Annotated in this window: 19 protein-coding genes; 12 read left to right on the top strand and 7 right to left on the bottom strand. The window is 70.6% G+C overall.

The features are described 5' to 3' along the window. Window positions 1-11: 11 nt before the first annotated feature. Entirely contained in the window at window positions 12-629 is a 618-nt protein-coding gene (locus V7D28_RS00600) for a DsbA family protein (RefSeq protein ID WP_333585408.1), read from the bottom strand. A 108-nt stretch (window positions 630-737) separates the two neighbouring features. Next, entirely contained in the window at window positions 738-1283 is a 546-nt protein-coding gene (locus tag V7D28_RS00595) for a DUF721 domain-containing protein (protein WP_333585407.1), read from the bottom strand. A gap of 68 nt (window positions 1284-1351) precedes the next feature. On the opposite strand from V7D28_RS00595, the gene mutY reads away from it, so the two are divergent. Beyond that, window positions 1352-2422, top strand: coding sequence for an A/G-specific adenine glycosylase (gene mutY / locus V7D28_RS00590; RefSeq protein WP_333585406.1), 1071 nt, complete (start codon window positions 1352-1354; stop codon window positions 2420-2422). A gap of 9 nt (window positions 2423-2431) precedes the next feature. Here mutY and V7D28_RS00585 read toward each other — a convergent pair whose 3' ends face one another. From V7D28_RS00585 to ygfZ, 4 genes are all read right to left on the bottom strand, one after another. Further along, window positions 2432-3520, bottom strand: coding sequence for a site-specific DNA-methyltransferase (locus V7D28_RS00585; RefSeq protein ID WP_333585405.1), 1089 nt, complete (start codon window positions 3518-3520; stop codon window positions 2432-2434). 96 nt (window positions 3521-3616) lie between these two features. After that, complete coding sequence (locus V7D28_RS00580; protein WP_333585404.1) at window positions 3617-4291, bottom strand: ribonuclease HII; 675 nt, start codon at window positions 4289-4291, stop codon at window positions 3617-3619. After that, window positions 4291-4881: a DNA-3-methyladenine glycosylase I gene (locus V7D28_RS00575; RefSeq protein WP_333585403.1), complete on the bottom strand. Its 591-nt coding sequence runs from the start codon at window positions 4879-4881 to the stop codon at window positions 4291-4293. Before V7D28_RS00575 ends, V7D28_RS00580 begins: the two co-directional genes overlap by 1 nt. Window positions 4882-4918: 37 nt before the next feature. Beyond that, the gene (ygfZ, locus tag V7D28_RS00570; protein ID WP_333585402.1) at window positions 4919-5758 is read right to left on the bottom strand and encodes a CAF17-like 4Fe-4S cluster assembly/insertion protein YgfZ; all 840 of its coding nucleotides are present in this window, start codon (window positions 5756-5758) and stop codon (window positions 4919-4921) included. 59 nt (window positions 5759-5817) lie between these two features. Here ygfZ and V7D28_RS00565 point away from each other — a divergent pair, with 59 nt between their 5' ends. From V7D28_RS00565 to V7D28_RS00540, 6 genes are all read left to right on the top strand, one after another. Next, entirely contained in the window at window positions 5818-6801 is a 984-nt protein-coding gene (locus tag V7D28_RS00565; RefSeq protein WP_333585401.1) for a glycosyltransferase family 9 protein, read from the top strand. Then, window positions 6785-8119 (top strand): dihydroorotase, encoded by a 1335-nt coding sequence (locus tag V7D28_RS00560; protein ID WP_333585400.1) that lies wholly within the window; start codon window positions 6785-6787, stop codon window positions 8117-8119. The genes V7D28_RS00565 and V7D28_RS00560 overlap by 17 nt, the downstream gene beginning before the upstream one ends. A gap of 120 nt (window positions 8120-8239) precedes the next feature. After that, entirely contained in the window at window positions 8240-8581 is a 342-nt protein-coding gene (locus V7D28_RS00555) for a YciI family protein (RefSeq protein ID WP_333585399.1), read from the top strand. 5 nt (window positions 8582-8586) lie between these two features. After that, complete coding sequence (locus V7D28_RS00550; protein ID WP_333585398.1) at window positions 8587-9864, top strand: RNA polymerase sigma factor; 1278 nt, start codon at window positions 8587-8589, stop codon at window positions 9862-9864. Window positions 9865-9870: 6 nt separating this feature from the next. Further along, complete coding sequence (locus V7D28_RS00545) at window positions 9871-11643, top strand: feruloyl-CoA synthase (RefSeq protein WP_333585397.1); 1773 nt, start codon at window positions 9871-9873, stop codon at window positions 11641-11643. Further along, window positions 11643-13187, top strand: coding sequence for an acetolactate synthase large subunit (locus tag V7D28_RS00540; protein ID WP_333585396.1), 1545 nt, complete (start codon window positions 11643-11645; stop codon window positions 13185-13187). Before V7D28_RS00545 ends, V7D28_RS00540 begins: the two co-directional genes overlap by 1 nt. A gap of 89 nt (window positions 13188-13276) precedes the next feature. Here V7D28_RS00540 and V7D28_RS00535 read toward each other — a convergent pair whose 3' ends face one another. Beyond that, the gene (locus tag V7D28_RS00535) at window positions 13277-14611 is read right to left on the bottom strand and encodes a hypothetical protein (protein WP_333585395.1); all 1335 of its coding nucleotides are present in this window, start codon (window positions 14609-14611) and stop codon (window positions 13277-13279) included. 429 nt (window positions 14612-15040) lie between these two features. Here V7D28_RS00535 and V7D28_RS00530 point away from each other — a divergent pair, with 429 nt between their 5' ends. The 5 genes from V7D28_RS00530 to V7D28_RS00510 are packed head-to-tail and all read left to right on the top strand — an operon-like array spanning window position 15041 to window position 18768. Further along, window positions 15041-15826, top strand: a complete 786-nt coding sequence (locus V7D28_RS00530) for an enoyl-CoA hydratase (RefSeq protein WP_333585394.1) — start codon at window positions 15041-15043, stop codon at window positions 15824-15826. Continuing rightward, window positions 15823-16788, top strand: a complete 966-nt coding sequence (locus V7D28_RS00525; RefSeq protein WP_333585393.1) for an oxidoreductase — start codon at window positions 15823-15825, stop codon at window positions 16786-16788. The genes V7D28_RS00530 and V7D28_RS00525 overlap by 4 nt, the downstream gene beginning before the upstream one ends. Next, complete coding sequence (locus tag V7D28_RS00520) at window positions 16785-17642, top strand: SDR family oxidoreductase (protein WP_333585392.1); 858 nt, start codon at window positions 16785-16787, stop codon at window positions 17640-17642. The genes V7D28_RS00525 and V7D28_RS00520 overlap by 4 nt, the downstream gene beginning before the upstream one ends. Before the next feature lie 2 nt (window positions 17643-17644). Then, window positions 17645-18127 carry a GNAT family N-acetyltransferase gene (locus V7D28_RS00515; protein WP_333585391.1) on the top strand — a complete coding sequence of 161 codons (483 nt, stop codon included), beginning with the start codon at window positions 17645-17647 and terminating at the stop codon, window positions 18125-18127. Beyond that, window positions 18124-18768, top strand: a complete 645-nt coding sequence (locus tag V7D28_RS00510; protein ID WP_333585390.1) for a GNAT family N-acetyltransferase — start codon at window positions 18124-18126, stop codon at window positions 18766-18768. Before V7D28_RS00515 ends, V7D28_RS00510 begins: the two co-directional genes overlap by 4 nt. The last annotated feature ends 57 nt before the right edge of the window (window positions 18769-18825 follow it).

Genomic DNA, 18825 nt, shown 5'->3' with positions numbered 1-18825 from the left:
CCGGCCCTGGCCTAGCGCGAGGCCGCGGCGATGGCGGCGTCGAGCTCGGCGATGCTCATATCGCCTTCCTTGACCACCTTGCCGTTGATCACGAAGGTCGGGGTCGCCTGGATCCGGTGCTCGCGCTGGTTCTTCTCCATGCGGGCGTTCAGGGCGCGCAGGCCGGCCTCGTCGGAGATGCAGGTCTGGAACTGCTGCTCGGTCATGCCGGCCGACCGGGCGATGCGCAGCAGGGTCCCGCGGATGTCGCCGCTGGTGAACATTTCCCGCTGGCTGTGGAAGATGGCGTCCACCACCTCGAAATAGCGGTCTTCTCCGGCGCAGCGGGCCAGCAGGAAGCCTGCGGCGGCCACTTCCACCGGCGGCGTCAGGAATTCCCGGAACGTGTAGTGCACCTTGCCGGTGTCGATGTACTTGGTCTTCAGCGTCGGGAAGACGTCGTTGTTGAAGGTGGCGCAGTGGACGCAGGAGAGCGAGGCGTACTCGATCATCTTCACCGGCGCATTGGGGTCGCCCAGGGTCATGTCGCCCTCGGCGGCGCCGGCGGCCGACTGACCTGAGCAGGCGCCCAGCGCCAGGGCCGCGGCGCCCGCGGCGGCGATCAGGAAGCGACGGCTGAAGTTCAGCATGTGGGACGGCCCTTTCGTGCGGTGTCCGGAACAGGAATTAAAGCGCGATTCCTCACGCGCGGCCCATGCGACCGTTAAGACCTGATGAACGGTCCCGCGGGACCAAAGTCAACGCTGGTCGGCGCGGCGCAGCACATTGCGCCCCAGGCGCATCAGGGCGTCCTTCAGCGGGCCGGGAGGCGCCTGGGCCAGGCCCTGGGCCAGCTCCGCCTCCTGGGCGGCGTCCAGGGGGCGCGCGGGCCTGGGCCTGGGCTGTTCGGCCTTGGGCCGAGGCCGCAGGGGGCCCTGGACGATGCGCAGCTTCTCCACCGCCCCGGTCCCCAGGAACAGGTTCACCCGGCCGAGGATCTCCGGGGCCTGGTGCTGGATCAGGGCCGCGGCGGGTCCGGCCACGCGAATCTCCAGGGCCGCGCCGGCGCCGGCCCGACCCTTGACCAGCTTCACCGGCTCGGTCACCCGCGCGGTCTGCTCGCCCACGATCTCGCGCCAGCGGGCCTGCAAGGCGCCGGGGCCCTGGCCGAAGCGGGCGTCCAGTTCCGCGATCAGCTTGCGCAGGGCGCGCCCGGCCGGCGGGGCGGGGCGGGGGGCCGGCCCCGTCCGCCGCCGCGCCAGTATGGCGCGGGCCTCATTCATGTCGGGCAGGGGGCGTCTCATGCGGGGTCCAGGATACACGCTCCGGCGCGGGGGATTAAGAGCCCTGCCCAAACCGCCCGCCGTGGCCTATGTCTGAACCCGTGACTCCCGAAGTGATCCGCGCCCGCCTGCTCGCCTGGTATGACGCCGAGGCCCGCCGCCTGCCCTGGCGCACCGGCCCGGCCGAGGGGCGGACCGGCCTGCGCACCGATCCCTATCGCGTCTGGCTGTCGGAGGTGATGCTGCAGCAGACCACCGTCCCCCACGCTGCGCCCTATTTTCTGAAGTTCACCGCCCGCTGGCCGACCGTCGCCGACCTGGCCGCGGCGCCCGACGATGAGGTCATGGCCGCCTGGGCGGGGCTTGGCTACTACGCCCGGGCCCGCAACCTGCTGGCCTGCGCCCGCGCCGTGGCCGCCCGGCACGGCGGAGTCTTTCCCGACACCGAGGCGGGGCTGTCGCGCTTGCCGGGGCTTGGCCCCTATACGGCCGCCGCCGTGGCGGCCATCGCCTTCGACCGGCCGGCCAATGTGGTCGACGGCAATGTGGAGCGGGTCATGGCCCGGCTGTTTGCGGTGGAAGAGCCGCTGCCGGCCGGCAAGGCGGAGCTGAAGCGTCTGGCGGCGAGCCTGGTGCGCGAGGATCGCCCCGGCGACTGGGCCCAGGCGCTGATGGACCTGGGCGCCACGGTCTGCCGACCCAAGGGCCCGCTCTGCGACCGCTGTCCTCTGGCGGAGGGCTGCGCGGGCCTCGCCACCGGCGCGCCGCAAACCTATCCCCGCAAGAGCGCCAAACCTGAGCGGCCCCACCGCCACGGCGCGGCCTTCTTGCTGACGCGAGGCGATGCGGTCGGTCTCGTGCGCCGCCCGCCCAAGGGGTTGCTGGGCGGCATGCTGGCCCTGCCGACCACCGACTGGCGGGCCTCAGCCTATACAGAGGTCGAAGCCCTGACGGCCGCGCCTCTTCCGGCCTCCTGGCGCTCGGCGGGAGAGGTGGGACACGTCTTCACTCACTTCAGCCTGACCCTGCGCCTGTGGAGGGCCGAAGCCGCAGAGAATGCCTGCGTCGAAGGGCTCATCTGGACGCCCAGGCGCGATCTGGACGCCTTGCCCAGCCTCTTCCTAAAGGCGGTCCGGACGGGACTGTCCAGCCTGATCTGAAGGGGGGTCCTAAGCCGCGACGGCGGGGATTTCCTTGCGGACCCGTGTGCGCAGGACGTCGATGGGGGCGAGGCCGGCGTCGGTCTTGAAGTGCCAGTAGGTCCAGCCGTTGCAGGCCGGGGCCGACTGGACCATGGCGCCCACCTTGTGGATGGAGCCGGTCAGTTCGCCCACCACTAGGCTGCCGTCGGCGCGCACCCGCGCGGCCCGCTCGCCCTTGGGGCAATAGAGCACGTCGCCGGGACGCAGCAGGCCGGCCTCGACGATCTGGCCGAAGGGCACCCGCGGCTCGGCGCGCTTGGAGCCGGTCACCTGCAGGTCCTCCGGCGAGACGGGGATGACCTTGGAGATCCGCTCCCGGGCCACCGCCACATAGGCGTCCTCCCGCTCCAGGCCGATGAACCGCCGACCCAGCCGCTTGGCCGCCGCCCCCGTGGTGCCGGAGCCGAAGAAGGGATCGAGGATCAGATCGCCCGGCTTGGTGGAGGCCAGGATCAGGCGGTGCAGCAGGGCTTCGGGCTTTTGCGTCGGATGGGCCTTGGCGCCGCTGGCGTCCTTGATGCGCTCGTCGCCGGTGCAAAGGGGGAAGGTCCAGTCCGAGCGCATCTGCAGCTCGTCATTGGCCATCTTCATGGCGTCGTAATTGAAGGTGTAGCGCCGCCCGCCGCGGGACTTGGCCGCCCAGATCAGGGTCTCATGCGCATTGGTGAAGCGCGTGCCCTTGAAGTTCGGCATGGGGTTGGACTTGCGCCACACCACGTCGTTGAGGATCCAGAAGCCCAGATCCTGCAGCACCGTGCCGACGCGGAAGATGTTGTGATAGCTGCCGATCACCCACAGGGCGCCGTCGTCCTTCAGCACCCGGCGGCACTGGGCCATCCACTCGCGGGTGAAGGCGTCATAGGCCGCAAAGCTCTCGAACTGGTCCCATTCGTCATCGACGGCGTCGACCTTGGAATTGTCCGGCCGCAGCAGGTCGCCGCCCAGCTGAAGGTTGTAGGGCGGGTCGGCGAAGACCAGGTCCACCGAGCCGGTGGGGAGCTTCTTCAGCTCCTCGATGCAGTCGCCCTGGATGATGGTTTCGGCCGGAAAGGTCATGACGCCCCTCGAATTCACAGAAGGGAATCGTCCTCCATCGTAGTGAAGGGGGCGTTTCGAAACGTGGTGAACAGAGGGTTAAGCCAGAACGGGCCGTCAGGCTTCCATCCGTTCGTCGGCCTCGCCGTCGCCGTCGCCCACCTCGCCGCGCAGCGCCTTCTGGACGGGGGTCCAGCCCAGTCGGTGGATCTCGCACGGCCCCAGGCGCTGCAGGGCCTCCATATGGACCGGCGCCCCATAGCCCTTGTGTCCGGCGAAGCCGTAGCCGGGATAGAGGCCGTCCATCTCCACCATCAGCCGGTCCCGGGCCACCTTGGCCAGGATGGAGGCCGCGGCGATGGACAGGGACTTGCCGTCGCCGCCCACCACCGTCTTCACCGCACACGGCAGCTTGAAGGGATAGTTGCCGTCCACCAGGGCGAAGACCGGCTGGACGGCCATGGCCTCGATGGCCCGGCACATGGCCAGGCCCGAGGCGTGCAGGATGTTGAGCTCGGCGATCTCGCTCACCGAGGCGAACCCCACGCCCCAGGCGAGGGCGCTCGTCTGGATCTCAATCTCCAGGGCCGCGCGGGCCTTGGCGGTGAGCTTCTTTGAATCGTTAAGGCCCGCGGGGATGCGTTCGGGGTCCAGGATCACCGCGGCGGCCGAGACCGGCCCGGCCCAGGGTCCGCGCCCGGCCTCATCCACCCCGCACACCGGGGCGGGGCAGGCGCGCTCCAGCATCAGGTCGGGACCGGCGAGGGCGAAGGGGGCGGACCTGGGGGCCATCAGCGGCTCATAGCCGCCACTTCGGCGTGACGGAAGCAGCAGGTCAGGTGGTCATTGACCATGCCCACGGCCTGCATGAAGGCATAGACGATCACCGGCCCCACGAACTTGTAGCCGCGGGCCTTCAGCGCCTTGGAAATCTCCACCGCCAATGGGGTCTGGGCGGGCACCTGGCCGATCTGATCCCAGGCGTTCTGGATGGGCGCTCCGTCGGTGAAGCTCCACAGGAAGGCCGACAGGTCTTCGCCCTTCTCCCGCTGGTCCAGATAGATGCGGGCCCCGGCGATGGCCGCGTCGATCTTGGCGTTGGACCGGACGATGCCCGCATCGGCCATCAGCCGGGCGCGGTCGGCCTCTCCGAACCGGGCGACGATCTCGGGATCGAAACCGGCGAAGGCCGCCCGAAAGGCCTCGCGCTTGCGCAGGATGGTGATCCAGGAGAGACCCGCCTGGAAGCCGTCCAGCACCAGCTTCTCCCAGAGCGCCCGGGAATCGTACTCCGGCACGCCCCATTCCTGGTCGTGATAGGCCTCATAGAGCGCGTCGCCCGCCATGCCCCGCCAGCCGCATCGAATCGGATCTGCGTCCATGGCCCCAGTGTCGCGGCGGGCGGGTCGGCCCGCAAGTTCAGGCGGCGGGTCCTGTCTCCGTCGCCGCCTCGAACCAGGCGGGCCTCACCACCTGGACGGGGCGCCCCTCCACGGTGAGGTCTGCGCCGGCGATGCGGTCCAGGCGCAGGGCGGCCATGGCCAGGCCTTCGCCGACGCTCAGCACCTCGCCCGCCCGCAGGTCCCCGGCCAGGACTTCGGAGCCCGGCTCAGGGGGCTGGCCTGTGAAGGCCAGGGGCAGGAAGCGGGTCTTCACCGTCCCGCGGCGCTTCATGCGCGAGGTGGTCTCCTGCCCGACGAAGCAGCCCTTCCTGAAGTCGATCCCGCCCAGCAGGTCGAAATTGGCCTCGATGGGATAGGTCTTCTCCACCCCCCAGTCGGCCGGACCGGGGACGCCCAGGCCCAGCCGGTGGGCCTCATAGGTGGCCGCCTCGGCCCCTTGCGCCTGGGCCGGCGTCTCTGCGCCGTAGCCGCGCCAGCCCAGGGCCGGATGGCGCGGATCGGCCAGCCAGCCTGGACCAGGCGCCGGGCCATCGCCCGGGAAGAGGACGGCGATCTCAAGGTCCAGGGCATCCAGGGTCACCTTGGCCCGCAGGCGGTAAAGGGTCAGGCGCTGGAGCAGGGCGGGCCGGTTCTCGGCGGCCACGTCCAGCCAGCAGCCGTCCTCCCGCCCGATCACGAACAGGTCGTAGAGCAGCCGTCCCTGGGGGTTAAGCAGGGCGGCGAAGCGGATCTCGCCCGGCGCCAGGCTCTCCACATCCTGGCTGATCAGATTGTGCAGGAAGTCGCGCCAGTCGGCGCCGCCCAGGGCGATCAGGGCGCGGTCGGGGAGGCGGGCGTGTCGAAGGGGCGTGGCCATGGCTACGACTTAAGGGCGAGCCATCTCGCGCGCCAGCGCCGCTGCGCTATAACTGTCCAATGACGCAGGGTTTTTTCCCGATTCTGTTCATCCTGCCGCGGGGTCTGGCCGACGCCGTGCTGGCCTCGGGCTTGATTGCGCGCCTGCATCACGAAATCCCCCACGCCCGCTTCACCCTGGTGGCGGACGCCGCCTCGGCCCCCCTGCTGGTGGACACGCCCGGCCTGGAGGAGGTGATCGTTCAGGATGGAACAGGCTTCGGCGCCTGGCTGCCCCTGTGGCGTTCGGCGCGGCGCAGGCGGTGGGGCCTGGTGGCGGACCTGCGGGGCTCGTCCCTGCACCGCGTCCTGAACACCCGCCGCCGCGCCATCCTGCGGCCATCGCGCTACGCCAATCACCGCCTGGTGGAGCTGGCCGCGGCCCTGAAGCTGGAGGATGAACCCCCCGCGCCGCACATCTTCCTGGCGCCGGAGACCCGCGCCGAGGCCGCCGCCATCACCGCGGGCGACGGCCCCATCCTGGCCCTGGCGCCGGGCGCCGACTGGGTGGGCAAGGCCTGGCCGGCCGAACGCTACGCCCAGCTGGCCATCCGCCTGCTGGGCGCCGGCGGACCCCTGGCGGGGGGACGGCTGATGGTGCTGGGCGGGCCGCAGGATGTGGCCCTGGCCCATGCCCTGCGTCATGTGACGCCCAAGGACAGGTTCATCGACCTGGTGGGAAAGGCCGATCTGCTCACCGCCCAGGCCTGCCTTGCCCATGCCCGTCTGTTCGTGGGCAATGAGGGCGGGCTGACCCAGATGGCCGCCGCCGCCGGGGCGCCGACCCTGGCCCTGTTCGGCCCCTCGGATGAGGCGCTGATATCCCCCTGGGGCGAGGCCGCCCGGGTGGTGCGTGGACCGCGGAGTTTCGAGCAGATCCGCCAGCAGGATCCTGGCCTCAACCAGACCCTCTGCCACATGATGGACCTGACCCTCGACACGGTGGTGCAGGCGGCCTACGACCTGCTGGCGCAGACGGAGGCGAGCCATGGCCGAGACCTATGACCTGATCGTCCACGGGGGCGAGGTGGTGAACCATGACGGCCGCGGCATGGCCGATGTGGGCGTCCGCGACGGCAAGATCGCCGCCATCGGCGACCTCTCCCAGGCCTCGGCCGGCGAACGGTTCAACGCGACGGGCCTGACCGTCCTGCCGGGCGTGATCGACACCCAGGTCCACTTCCGCGAGCCGGGCCTGGAGTGGAAGGAGGATCTGGAGAGCGGCTCCCGCGGGGCGGTTCTGGGCGGCGTGGTGGCCGTTTTCGAAATGCCCAACACCGAGCCCGCCACCACCGACGCCGACGCCATGGCCGACAAGCTGGCCCGCGCCCGGGGACGCATGCACTGCGACCACGCCTTCTATGTGGGCGGCACCCATGAGAACGCCGCCTTCCTGGGCGAACTGGAACGCCTGCCCGGCTGCTGTGGGGTCAAGGTGTTCATGGGCGCCTCCACCGGCACCCTGCTGGTGCAGGACGACGAGGGGGTGGAGCAGGTGCTGCGCCACGTGAACCGCCGCGCCACCTTCCATTCCGAGGACGAGTACCGCCTGGCCGACCGTCGCGGCCTGGCCCGCACCGGCGATTGGACCAGCCACCCTGAGGTGCGCGACGTCCAGGCCGCCGTCCAGTCCACCGAGCGACTGCTGCGCATCGCCACCCGCCTGGGCAAGCGCATCCATGTGCTGCACGTGACCACCGCCGACGAGGTGGAGATTCTCGCCCGCCACAAGGACGTGGCGACGGTGGAGATGACCCCCCAGCACCTGACCCTCGAGGGACCCGAAGCCTATGAGCGGCTGAAGGGCTTCGCCCAGATGAACCCGCCCATCCGCGACGTCCATCACCGGGCGGGCCTGTGGCGGGGGCTGGCGTCCGGCGTCACCGACGTCATCGGCTCCGACCATGCGCCCCATACGCGGGAAGAGAAGGCCCGGCCCTATCCGGCGTCTCCCTCCGGCATGCCCGGCGTCCAGACCCTGGTGCCGGTGATGCTGACCCATGTGGCGCAGGGACGGCTCACCCTGGAGCGCTTCGTCGATCTCACCAGCCACGGCGCCATCCGCGTCTTCGGCATGGCCGGCAAGGGGCGGTTGGCCCGGGGCTATGACGCCGACCTGACCATCGTCGATCTGAAGGCCCGCCGGACCATCACCCACTCAGCCCAGGCCAACCGCTCCGGCTGGACCCCGTTCGACGGCTTCGAGGCCCAGGGCTGGCCCATGGCCACCATCATCCGCGGCCGCATCGTCATGCGCGACGACGAGGTGGTGGCCGAAGGGACCGGCGAACCCGTACGCTTCGGGGAAACCCTGGCCGGCTGAGGCCGACGGCTCACGGATAAAAAAAGCGCGCTGCCCCCTGTCCTGGCTCGCCCGCCTCGCGCGTCTCTGGGCTGACGTCGCGCTTGGCGTCGGTCAAGCTGCCCATCGGAGGGGCGAGCCATGCAATACCTTCTGCTGATCTTCGAGGACGAAAACGCCTATTCCGCCGCGCCGGACCTTCAGGCGGTGGTGGCTGCGCATATGAGGCTGGTGGCCGAGATGAAGGAGACGGGAGCCTTCGTGGACGGCTCGGGGCTTCAGCCCGCGACGACGGCCACCACCGTGCGGCGCGCCGGGGACCAACGCAGCGTTCATGATGGGCCGTTTCCCGAGAGCCGAGAGCAACTGGGCGGCTACTATCTGATCGAGGCCCCCGATCTCGACGCCGCCCTGGCCTGGGCGCGGAAGGTCCCTGTGGCTGACGGGGGGGCGGTCGAGGTTCGGCCCCTGGCCAGCTACTAGCTGAAATGGAGCCGGCTGATCTCGCGCTGGCGCGGGCGGTGCGCGAGGCGGGCGATCGCCTGCGCGCCGCCCTGGCCTCCCGGCTGAGGGACTTCGATCTGGCTGAGGAGGCGCTGGCCCAGGCTTGCGCCGCCGCCCTGCCGGCGTGGCGGCGCGACGGCCCGCCAAAGGATCCGGCCGCCTGGCTCTATGCCTCGGCTCGCCGCAAGGCGCTCGACCACTTTCGTCGCGCAACGGTTCGGCGCGCCCACAGGGAGGATGAACGGGCGGCGCAGCCGACGCCGGAAGACGTGGTGCTCGCAGCCTTCGAGCCCATTCCCGACGACCGCCTGAGGATGATCTTCGTCTGTTGCCATCCGGCGCTCGCCGTCGAAGCCCGCCTGGCCCTGACGCTGCGGACTCTTTGCGGTCTCTCCACGACTCAGATCGCCGCCGCCTTCCTGACCAGCGAGGCGGCGATCGCCCAAAGGCTGACCCGGGCCAAGCGCAAGATCCGGGACGCCAGAATCCCCTTCGAGACCCCCGGACCTGACCAGTGGCCGTCACGGCTGAATGCGGTGCTCGCCGCTTTGGAGATCGCCTACGCCCAGGCCTATGAGCGCGCCGAGCTGGCCGACCGGAGCGAACTTGCGGCGGAGACGCGGAGACTGAGCGCGCTGTTGGCGGAGCTCATGCCTGCCGAACCGGAAGTCCTGGGCCTCGGGGCTCTGATCAGCTTTGCCGAAAGTCGCAGGCGAGCGCGGCTGGACGGGGCGGGGCGTCTTGTTCCCCTCGACCGGCAGGACCCGCGGCTCTGGGACATGGCTGAAATCCATCGGGCCGCCGACCTTCTGAGCCGCGCCGCCGCTCTCGGCCGCACTGGCCCGCTCCAGATCTTGGCGTCCATCCATGCCGCCCACGCCTCCCGGCTTCGAACGGGCGTCACGCCGTGGAACGACATCCTTCACCTCTACGACGGACTGGTCCGCCTGAGGCCCGGCCCGGTGAGCGAGGTTCATCGGGCGCTGGCCCTTATGGAAGCGCAGGGGGCCGCGCCGGCTGCGGCGGAGTTGCGCCGCCTGGGACATGACGGCCGGCTGGACGACTTCCTGCCCTGGCGGCTGGCGAGCGCCGAGGCCGAGGCCCGGCTGGGGGGGGCAGAGGTCGCCGAGATGCATCTCAGAGCCGCTCTTGAACGCGTCCACACGCCCGCCGAGCGGGGCCATATCCAGGACTGGCTGGTCCGCATTGGCCCGGTCGGTCGCGGCGGCAGGCTTTCCAAACCTACCGCCAGACGTCCATAAAGTCGCATGGACGCAGAGCTTCGCATCAAGACGGCACCTTTCCGCGATCCGCGCTATGCGCCCCGCCGTCTGGAGGTGGAGCGCCGGGGGGACGGGGTCCTTGTCCTGGCCAATCCGACGCCCTTCTCCCATCGTTTCCAGACCGCTCTGGACGCGCTGAACCATTGGCGCGAGGCGGCGGCCGACCAGGTCTGGCTGGCCGAGCGGGCCGGGGAGGGCTGGCGCACCCTGACCTATGGCCAGGCGTGGGCGGCGATCACCCGTCTGGCCGGCGGCCTGGCGGCGCGCGGCCTGACCGGCCAGCGCCCCATCCTGATCCTGGCGCACAATGGCGTCGACCATGCGCTGCTGATGTATGCGGCCCTGAGCCAGGGAACGCCGGTGGCGCCGGTCTCGCCGCAGTACGGCCTGGCGGGCGCAAATCTGGCGCGGCTGACCCATGCCTGTGAGGTCCTGAAGCCGGCCGCGGTCTTCACCGAGGACGCCCAGCTCTTCGCCACGGGCCTTGCGGCTGATTGCCTGGCCGGCCTGCCCGTGATCGCCGCAGCCCGTCCGGCGCCCGGCCATATCGCTCTCGGCGAGCTTGAAGACGCGCCCGTTTCGCCCGCGGCGAGGCCGGAGGATCACGCCAAGTATCTGCTGACCTCGGGCTCCACCGGCCTGCCCAAGGCGGTGATCGTGACCCACAGGGCCCTGGCGCTCAACTCGGCGCAGATCGCCGCCTGTTTCGACGACGACGAGCCGCCGGTGATGGTGAACTCCGCCCCCTGGAGCCACAGCCTGGGGGCCAATTCGATCCTGCACATGGCCGCCACCCGGGGCGGAACGCTTTATATCGACGCAGGCCAGCCCACGGCGGCGCGCTTCGCCGAGACGGTGCGGAACCTGCGGGAGATCGCGCCCACCTATCACAACATGGTCCCAGCCGGCTGGATGCTGCTGGTGGACGAGCTGGAGAAGGACGCCGAGCTCGCGCGCACCTTCTTCTCGCGCCTGCGCCTCATGCAGTATGGCGGCGCCAGCCTCGGCCAGGATGTCAGCGACCGCCTTCAGGCCGTGGCCGTCCGCACGGTGAGCGAGAAGATCAGCTTCGCCAGCGGCTACGGCGCCACCGAAACGGGCCCCACCGCCTGCAATGTCCATTGGCCCAACGACCGCATGGGCCTGATCGGCCTGCCGGTCCCGGGCACGGCGGTGAAGCTGGTCCCGGCGGCGGGCAAGCTGGAGTTCCGCGTCCGCGGCCCCCAGATCACCCCCGGCTATCTTGGGCGGCCCGAACTGTCGGCCCAGTCCTTCGACGAGGAGGGCTTCTATATCCTGGGGGACGCCGCCCGGCTCGTGGACGAGGACCGTCCGGAGGAGGGGCTCGCCTTCGACGGCCGCATCTCCGAGAACTTTAAGCTGGCCAGCGGCACCTTCGTGCCCGTGGGCGAGGTGCGCATCGCCGCGGTCTCCGCCGTGGGCGGGGCGGTGAGCGATGCGGTGGTGTGCGGCGAAGGGCAGGCCGCCCTGGGGCTGATGTTCTATCCCGATCCTCGGCGTCCCCGCGCCGAGGTGGAGGACGCGGTGCGCGCAGGGCTGGCGGCGCACAACGCTCGCGCCAAGGGCGGCGCCCGGATCGCCCGCGCCCTCGTCCTGCCCGACCCCCCGGACGGCGCCTCTGGCGAGATCACCGACAAGGGCTATATCGCCCAGTCCCTGGCGCGCACCCGCCGCGCCGGCGCGCTCGCCCGGCTGTTCGCCGATCCCCCGCCCCCCGACGTGATGGTGTTTGACTGATGAACGGCGCCGACGCCCTGATCGAGACCCTGCTGGCCAACGAGGTGGACGCCTGCTTCGCCAATCCCGGCACCAGCGAGATGCAGTTCGTCGCCGCCCTGGACGGCCAGCCCGCCATGCGCCCGGTGCTCTGCCTGTTCGAGGGCGTGGCCACGGGGGCGGCCGACGGCTTTGGCCGCATGGCCGACCGGCCAGCCTGCACCCTGCTGCACCTGGGGCCGGGTTATGGCAATGGCCTGGCCAATCTGCACAACGCCCGGCGCGCCTTCACGCCGCTGATCAACGTGGTGGGCGATCACGCCACCTATCACCGTCAGTATGACGCCCCCCTGAACTCCGACATTCCCACCATCGTCGGCCCCAATTCCCTGTGGGTGAAGTCCGCCGACAGCGCCGATGCGGTGGCGGCCCTGACCGCTGAGGCGATCACCGCCAGCTATGGCCCGCCCGGGGGGCCGGTCAGCCTGATCCTCCCCGCCGACTCCGCCTGGACGGAGACGGGCAAGGGCGCGGTCAAGGCCGCGCGGCCCGAGCGCAAGGTCCCGCCAGGGGCGGCGATCGAGGCCGCCGCCCGGGCGGTGCGCGCGGCGAAGCAGCCGGTGATCCTGATCGGCGGCCAGGCCTGCCGGGCCGAGGGGCTCGCCCAGGCCGCCCGGCTGGCGGCCCATGGCGTCCGCGTCCTGGCCGACACCTTCGTGGCCCGGCAGGCTCGCGGGGCCGGCGGCTTCCAGCCGGGTCGCATGCAGTATTTCGGCGAGGCCGCGTTGGCCGACCTGGCGGGCAGCGACTTGATGCTGCTGGCCGGTACCAGCCAGCCGGTGGCCTTCTTCGCCTATCCCGACCGTCCGAGCCTGCTGGTCCCGGAAGGCTGCAAGCTGACCACCCTGGCCGAGCGGAGCGAGGATGCGGTGGCGGCCATGCGCGACCTGGCCGACGCCCTCGGCGCGCCGGCCCAGGGTCCGGTGCAGCCCTTGAAGCGGCCCGACGCCCCGCCCACGGGCGCCATGACGCCCCAGGCGGCGGGCGCCTCCATCGCCCGGCACCTGCCTGAGGGCGCGATCATCTGCGACGACTCGGTGACCTCCGGCGGCGGCGTGGCCAGCCAGACGGGCGCCGCCGCCCCGCACGAGGTGCTGGCGCTCACCGGCGGGGCCATCGGTCAGGCTATTCCCCTGTCCATCGGGGCGGCGGTGGCCTGTCCGGGACGCAAGGTGCTGTCCCTGAACGGCGACGGGGCGGCCATGTACACGGTCCAGGGCCTGTGGACCATCGCCCGGGAGAATCTGGACGTGACGGTGGTGGTCTTCGCCAACCACGCCTACCGCATCTTGAACATCGAACTGGGACGCACCGGCGCGGGCAAGGCCGGCCCCTCCGCCGCCAAGCTGCTGGATCTGGGCGATCCACGCATCGACTGGGTGGCCATGGCCAAGGCCATGGGCCTGCCGGCGGTGCGCTGCGAGACCGCTGAATCCTTCGAGACCGCCTTCGCCGGCGCCATGCGCCAGACCGGCCCCATGTTCATCGAGGCCGCCATAGGCTGACCTCGCCGCCCGGCGGGTGGCGTCCGCTGCAAAGAAAAGGGCCCGCGGGTTGCGCCGCGGGCCCTTGATTGTTCAGCCGGTCGCCGAGATCAGGTGTTGCCGGGCAGCTTGCAGCCGCCGGCGATCCCCTTGGCGAAGGCGCAGCCCAGGGCTTCCACCGGAGCGATGGGGTTCTGCTTGTACTGCAGCATATAGCCGGCCAGGCCGTCGGAGCAGGCCACTTCCACATAGGCCGAGCCGTCGGCGGTCTTGCCGACCATGCGCTGGGCCGAGACCTCGCAGCTGTCGCGACCCATCTTCTTCAGGTCGGCGGTCAGCACGGGATAGGTGTCGGCTTCCTCGTTGAGACCGCAGCGGTAGCCGGCGATCGGGGCGTAGGCGCAGCTGAACACTTCGCCCGAGCCGTCGAGGTTGAACACCCCCACGCCGCCGGGACGGCCGTTGGCGCAGACCAGTTCCACCGCATCCTTGCCGCGGGGCGAGGGGAAGGCGGCGTAACGCTCGACGTCGCAGTTGAAGCCGGCCTTCTTGGCCAGTTCGGTGTAAAGGGCCGCCTGCTCGGTGGCCGCCTCACGGGCGTCGGTCAGGGTGCAGCCGCCGAGGATGCCCTGGGCCCGCGCGCAGTCCCAGGATTCCGCCAGCTGGCCGGCGGCGGCGACCTTGTAGATGTAGCCCTTGCCGTCCTGGCAGGAGGCTTCGAAATAGTTGGAGCCGTCCGTGGTGGCCCCGACGAAGCGACGGTCCTTCACCGCGCAGGACTTCTGGTCGGCGGCGGCCATCTGGTCGACCACGCCCAAACGGGTGGCGGCGTCGGTCAGCTCGCATTTGATGTTGGCGTCGGCCTGGTCATAGATCAGGCAGTTGGTGGCCTCGACCTTGGTGTCGGCCGTGGCCGGATAGCCGGTGTTCAGCACGTAGCCGGTGACGCCGTCCTGGCAGGCCACCTCGAAGAAGGTGCTGGTGGCGCCGCGGCCGATGGCGCGGCTGTTGGCCACCGGGCAGGCGACCCCGCCCTTGGCGGCCAGCGCGGCCAGATCAGCCTGAGGGTTCTGGTTGCCGGGCAGTTGGCAGGCCAGGGTGGAGGGCTTGCCGTCGGGAGTCGGCGCGCCGGCCTCAAGGCAGGTGTAGAAGCTGGTCTCGCCCCCCTGGACGGCTTCCATCACGAAGCCCATGCCTTCCTGGCAGTCGAGTTCGTAATACGAGGTGGAGGTCCGGGCGCGCCGATCCTCGTTCTTGCCGATGAAGCGGGCGTCCGCGATCTGGCAGTTCAGGCCGGCGGCCTGGGCCAGGGCCGGGGCCTCGGCCATGCCCTGGGTGCGGGCCTTTTCGGTCACGCCCGCATCGCGGGACTGCGACATCACCACGGCCGGCGCCAGGGCGGCCACGGCCAGGGCTGCGGCCAGCCCGATTGTCTTGCGCCTCATGTTCAGGTCATCTCCTGGGGGTGGTTCCTCTGCGCGGACATAAGCCTCCGGCAGGCGAAGGGGTCAAGGTGGCGTCTGGCCCTGGCCGAACTGTGGCGAAGATTCAGAGGCCTTTTGTCGCGGCGGCGTTGTTCGCCGCTTCTCCGGGTCAGGGGCGAGAACTCGCCCGGCGCCGGGCTCGCCTGACCTGTTGATCGCGGCGCGTCGGCAGATTTCGCGGCGGCCCAGACTTAAGCTTCACTGTGGCGGACCTCCGGAATTCATGAGTCGCATGATGCGGTGAGCAATATGAACGGGGGCTGACCTGCGCCGTGACAGGGCCTGCCCGCCCCTTGGCATCCGTCCCGGCGCTCCGCCTGCCATGCCCATCGACGCCGGCCCCGCCTGGGCCTAGTCTTTACGCAGTAAGAAGGATCGGAGGATCAGGAAATGAGCCAGCATGTCATCCGGGAGGCGTCGGAAGGCGTCCTGACCCTCACCCTTAACCGCCCCGACAAGAAGAACGCCCTGACGCGGGACATGTATCAGGCCCTGGGCGACGCCATCGACGAGGCCGAGTTCGACCGCAACGTTCATTGCGTCCTGATCCAGGCCGAGGGGGACATGTTCACCGCCGGCAACGACATCTCCGACTTCGCCGCGGTCAACGCCGGCGAAGGCGCGGCCAATGAGGCGCGCCGCGGGGGCAATCCCCTGCTGGCCGCCCTGGGCCGGGCCAAGACCCCCCTGGTGGCCGCCGTGAACGGCCGCGCCGTGGGCGTCGGCGTGACCATGCTGCTGCATTGCGACCTGGTCTATGTGGACGAGGACGCCCTGCTCACCACGCCCTTCGTCAATCTGGCCCTGGTGCCGGAGGCCGCCTCCAGCCTGACCCTGCCGGCCCGCATCGGCCATGCGCGGGCCTTCTCCATGTTCGTGCTGGGCGAGGCGGTGGACGCCCGCAAGGCGGTGGACTGGGGGATCGCCAATGAGGTCGTGCCCCGGGGCGAACTGCGCGCCCGGGCCCGGGCGGCCGCCGTGGCCGTGGCCCAGCGTCCGCCGGCGGCGGTGGCCATAACCAAGGCCCTGATGCGCGATCCCGTGGCCCTGGCCGAGCGGATGGACCGCGAGGGCCGCCACTTCTCCGACCAGCTCAAATCGCCTGAGGCGCGGGAGGCCTTCGCCGCCTTCCGCGAGAAGCGCCGTCCCGACTTCAGCGCGGTCGCCGGCCGATGAGCCTGGCCGGTTCGCGCTACGGCGCCTTCACGCCCGCGCGGATCGTGGCCGCCGACCATGATCTGGGCGGGCGCAACATCATCGTCACCGGCGGGGCCAGCGGCATCGGGCTGGAGACCGCCCGGGCGCTCGCCGGGGCCGGGGCCGACGTCATGCTGGCCGTGCGCGACCGGGCGGCGGGCGAGCGGGCGGCGGTGGCCATCAACGAATCCATCGGCGCCGACCGGGTGGTGGCCGGCACGCTGGATCTGGCCAGCCTGTCCTCCGTGGCCGCGTTCGTCGACGCCTGGGGGGAGCGCCCGCTGGACGTGTTGATCAACAATGCCGGGGTCATGGCCTGCCCGCTGGACTACACCTCCGACGACCTGGAGATGCAGATCGGGGTCAATCACTTCGGCCACTTCCTGCTCAGCCTGGGTCTCGCCCGGGCGTTGATGAACGCCGCCGAGGAGGACCGCGCCGCCCGTGTGGTGGCCTTGTCATCCATCGGCCATCGGCGCAGCCCGATCCACTTCGACGACATCCACTACCGCCAGCGGCCCTATGACAAGTGGGAGGCCTATGGTCAGTCCAAGACGGCCAACGCCCTCTTCGCCGTGGGCTTCGACGCCCGCTTCGCCGAGCATGGGGTCAACGCCAACGCCGTCATGCCCGGGGGCATCATGACCCCCCTACAGCGCCACCTGACGCAGGATGAGATGTCCGCCCTCGGCTGGATCGACGCCGAAGGCAAGGTGCGCGAGGGCTTCAAGACGCCGGAGCAGGGGGCCTCCACCTCGGTCTGGGCGGCCGTGGCCGACGAACTGGAGGGCGAGGGCGGCCTCTATCTGGAGGACTGCTCGGTGGCCCTGCCCTGGACGCCGGAAAAGCCGCACCAGGGGGTCATGGACCATGCCCAGGACCCGGAGGCGGCCGACCGCCTCTGGACCATTTCCGAACAAACCGTGGGAGCTTCCCTATGAGCCTGCAAGGCAAGACCCTGTTCGTCACCGGCGCCAGCCGCGGCATCGGCCTGGCCATCGCCCTGCGCGCGGCCCGGGACGGCGCCAATATCGCTATCGCCGCCAAGACGGCCGAGACCCACAAGCACCTGCCCGGCACCATCTATTCCGCCGCCGAGGCGATCGAGGCGGCGGGCGGCAAGGCCCTGCCGCTGGTGGTGGACGTGCGCGACGAGGCCAATGTGATGGACGCCGTGGAACAGACGGCGGCGAAGTTCGGCGGCATCGACATCTGCGTGAACAACGCCTCGGCCATCCAGCTGACCGGCACCCTGGCCACCGACATGAAGCGCTATGATCTGATGAACCAGGTCAACGCCCGGGGGTCCTACCTCACTTCCAAGGCCTGCATTCCGCACCTGAAGCGCAGCCCCAATCCGCACGTCCTGATGCTCTCGCCGCCCCTGGACATGAGCCCCCGCTGGTTCAAAGGCCATGTGGCCTACACCATGGCCAAGTTCGGCATGAGCATGTGCGTGCTGGGCATGGCCGAGGAGTTCCGCGAGGACGGGATCGCCTTCAACGCGCTCTGGCCGCGCACCGGCATCGCCACGGCGGCCATCCAGTTCGCCCTGGCCGGCGAGGAGGGCATGAAGAGCTGCCGCACCACCGACATCATGGCCGACGCCGCCTACGCCATCTTCAACAAGCCCGCGCGGGAATTCACCGGCAATTTCCTGATCGACGACACCTTCCTCTATGCCGAGGGCGAGCGGGACTTCGACAAGTACCGGGTCGATCCCACAGCGCCCCTGATGCCCGACTTCTTCGTGCCGGAGGATTCGGCGCCGCCGCCCGGCGTGAAGATCGGCTGACCATGGGGCGTCTCAGCGTCCGCCCGGCCGCGCCCGCCGATGCGCAGGCGATCTTCGGCTTCATCCAGGGCCTGGCCGAGTACGAGCGGCTCGCCCACGAGGTGACCACCACCGAGGCCGAGATCGCCGCCCATCTGTTCGGGGCCAATCCGCGGGTCTTCTGCGAGCTGGCCGAACTGGATGGGGCGACGGTGGGATTCGCCCTGTGGTTCTACAGCTTCTCCACCTTCCGCGGGCGCCACGGCGTCTATCTGGAGGACCTGTTCGTGCTGCCCGAGGCCCGGGGCGCAGGGGCGGGCCGGGCGCTGCTGAAGGCGCTGGCGGAGCGCTGCGTGGACGAAGGCCTGGCGCGGCTGGAATGGTCGGTGCTGGACTGGAACGCCCCGGCCATCGGCTTCTACGACGCCCTGGGCGCGGCGACCCTGTCCGACTGGACGACGCGCCGGCTGGAGGGCGAGGCCCTGAACCGGCTGGCGGCGGCATGAGCGCCCCGCCGATCACCGTGCTGGCGGTGACGCCGGAAGAGGCCGCGGCCATTCGCGCCGCGGTGCGGGCGGTGGACGACCGGGTGCTCGCCGGCCCTGCGCATGTGGAGGGGCTGCTGGCCCTGCTGTCGGACCCGCGGGTCTCCGACCCCATCTACGACCTGCCGCGTCCCTTCACCCGGGAGGGGATCGCCCGCTGGGTGGAGGAGAGCCGCCTGGCCCGTGAGCGGGGGGAACGCATCCTGTCGGTCACCCTGGACGAGGCCGGCGAGGTGGCCGGCTATTCCTGCATCAGCGTCTGGCCTGAGCGCTCCGCCGCCGAGATCGCCGGCGCGGCCCGCTTCGACCGCCAGAACGCCGGCCGCGGCCGGGGCGGGGTGGGCGCCGCCGCGGCCTTCATGTTCGAGACCCTGGGCGTGCGGCTGATCGGCTTGACCGCGGCGCTGGACAACATCCGCTCCATCAAGGCCATCGACGGCGCGGGGTTCGTGCGCATGGGGGAGCGGCAGAGCGTGCGGCCCGACGGGACGATCCGGCGGAGCCTCTATTGGGAGCTCACAAGAGAGCAGTGGCTGGCGGGGCGAGGACCGGCCCCCGACCACGAACCCTGGAGCCTGATGCGATCAGACGGAACGGTCTGATCGATGAATCAGGCTCTGAATTCAGAGACTTGAGCGCGTTTCGATCCGATAACCGGT

It is taken from the genome of Phenylobacterium sp., assembly GCF_036723115.1.
Taxonomy (GTDB): Bacteria; Pseudomonadota; Alphaproteobacteria; order Caulobacterales; family Caulobacteraceae; genus Phenylobacterium.
This window is presented reverse-complemented; position numbering and strand designations above follow the sequence as displayed.

What these genes read in the sequence shown, in the direction of transcription:
- V7D28_RS00595 (WP_333585407.1), bottom strand. Translation starts at nt 1,283, where the DNA reads ATGAGACGCCCCCTGCCCGACATGAATGAGGCCCGCGCCATACTGGCG.
- V7D28_RS00535 (WP_333585395.1), bottom strand. Translation starts at nt 14,611, where the DNA reads ATGAGGCGCAAGACAATCGGGCTGGCCGCAGCCCTGGCCGTGGCCGCC.
- V7D28_RS00530 (WP_333585394.1), top strand. Translation starts at nt 15,041, where the DNA reads ATGAGCCAGCATGTCATCCGGGAGGCGTCGGAAGGCGTCCTGACCCTC.
- mutY (WP_333585406.1), top strand. Translation starts at nt 1,352, where the DNA reads ATGTCTGAACCCGTGACTCCCGAAGTGATCCGCGCCCGCCTGCTCGCC.
- V7D28_RS00510 (WP_333585390.1), top strand. Translation starts at nt 18,124, where the DNA reads ATGAGCGCCCCGCCGATCACCGTGCTGGCGGTGACGCCGGAAGAGGCC.
- V7D28_RS00575 (WP_333585403.1), bottom strand. Translation starts at nt 4,881, where the DNA reads ATGGACGCAGATCCGATTCGATGCGGCTGGCGGGGCATGGCGGGCGAC.
- V7D28_RS00585 (WP_333585405.1), bottom strand. Translation starts at nt 3,520, where the DNA reads ATGACCTTTCCGGCCGAAACCATCATCCAGGGCGACTGCATCGAGGAG.
- V7D28_RS00580 (WP_333585404.1), bottom strand. Translation starts at nt 4,291, where the DNA reads ATGGCCCCCAGGTCCGCCCCCTTCGCCCTCGCCGGTCCCGACCTGATG.
- V7D28_RS00550 (WP_333585398.1), top strand. Translation starts at nt 8,587, where the DNA reads ATGGAGCCGGCTGATCTCGCGCTGGCGCGGGCGGTGCGCGAGGCGGGC.
- V7D28_RS00560 (WP_333585400.1), top strand. Translation starts at nt 6,785, where the DNA reads ATGGCCGAGACCTATGACCTGATCGTCCACGGGGGCGAGGTGGTGAAC.
- V7D28_RS00565 (WP_333585401.1), top strand. Translation starts at nt 5,818, where the DNA reads ATGACGCAGGGTTTTTTCCCGATTCTGTTCATCCTGCCGCGGGGTCTG.
- V7D28_RS00525 (WP_333585393.1), top strand. Translation starts at nt 15,823, where the DNA reads ATGAGCCTGGCCGGTTCGCGCTACGGCGCCTTCACGCCCGCGCGGATC.
- V7D28_RS00520 (WP_333585392.1), top strand. Translation starts at nt 16,785, where the DNA reads ATGAGCCTGCAAGGCAAGACCCTGTTCGTCACCGGCGCCAGCCGCGGC.
- V7D28_RS00600 (WP_333585408.1), bottom strand. Translation starts at nt 629, where the DNA reads ATGCTGAACTTCAGCCGTCGCTTCCTGATCGCCGCCGCGGGCGCCGCG.
- V7D28_RS00540 (WP_333585396.1), top strand. Translation starts at nt 11,643, where the DNA reads ATGAACGGCGCCGACGCCCTGATCGAGACCCTGCTGGCCAACGAGGTG.
- V7D28_RS00515 (WP_333585391.1), top strand. Translation starts at nt 17,645, where the DNA reads ATGGGGCGTCTCAGCGTCCGCCCGGCCGCGCCCGCCGATGCGCAGGCG.
- V7D28_RS00545 (WP_333585397.1), top strand. Translation starts at nt 9,871, where the DNA reads ATGGACGCAGAGCTTCGCATCAAGACGGCACCTTTCCGCGATCCGCGC.
- V7D28_RS00555 (WP_333585399.1), top strand. Translation starts at nt 8,240, where the DNA reads ATGCAATACCTTCTGCTGATCTTCGAGGACGAAAACGCCTATTCCGCC.
- ygfZ (WP_333585402.1), bottom strand. Translation starts at nt 5,758, where the DNA reads ATGGCCACGCCCCTTCGACACGCCCGCCTCCCCGACCGCGCCCTGATC.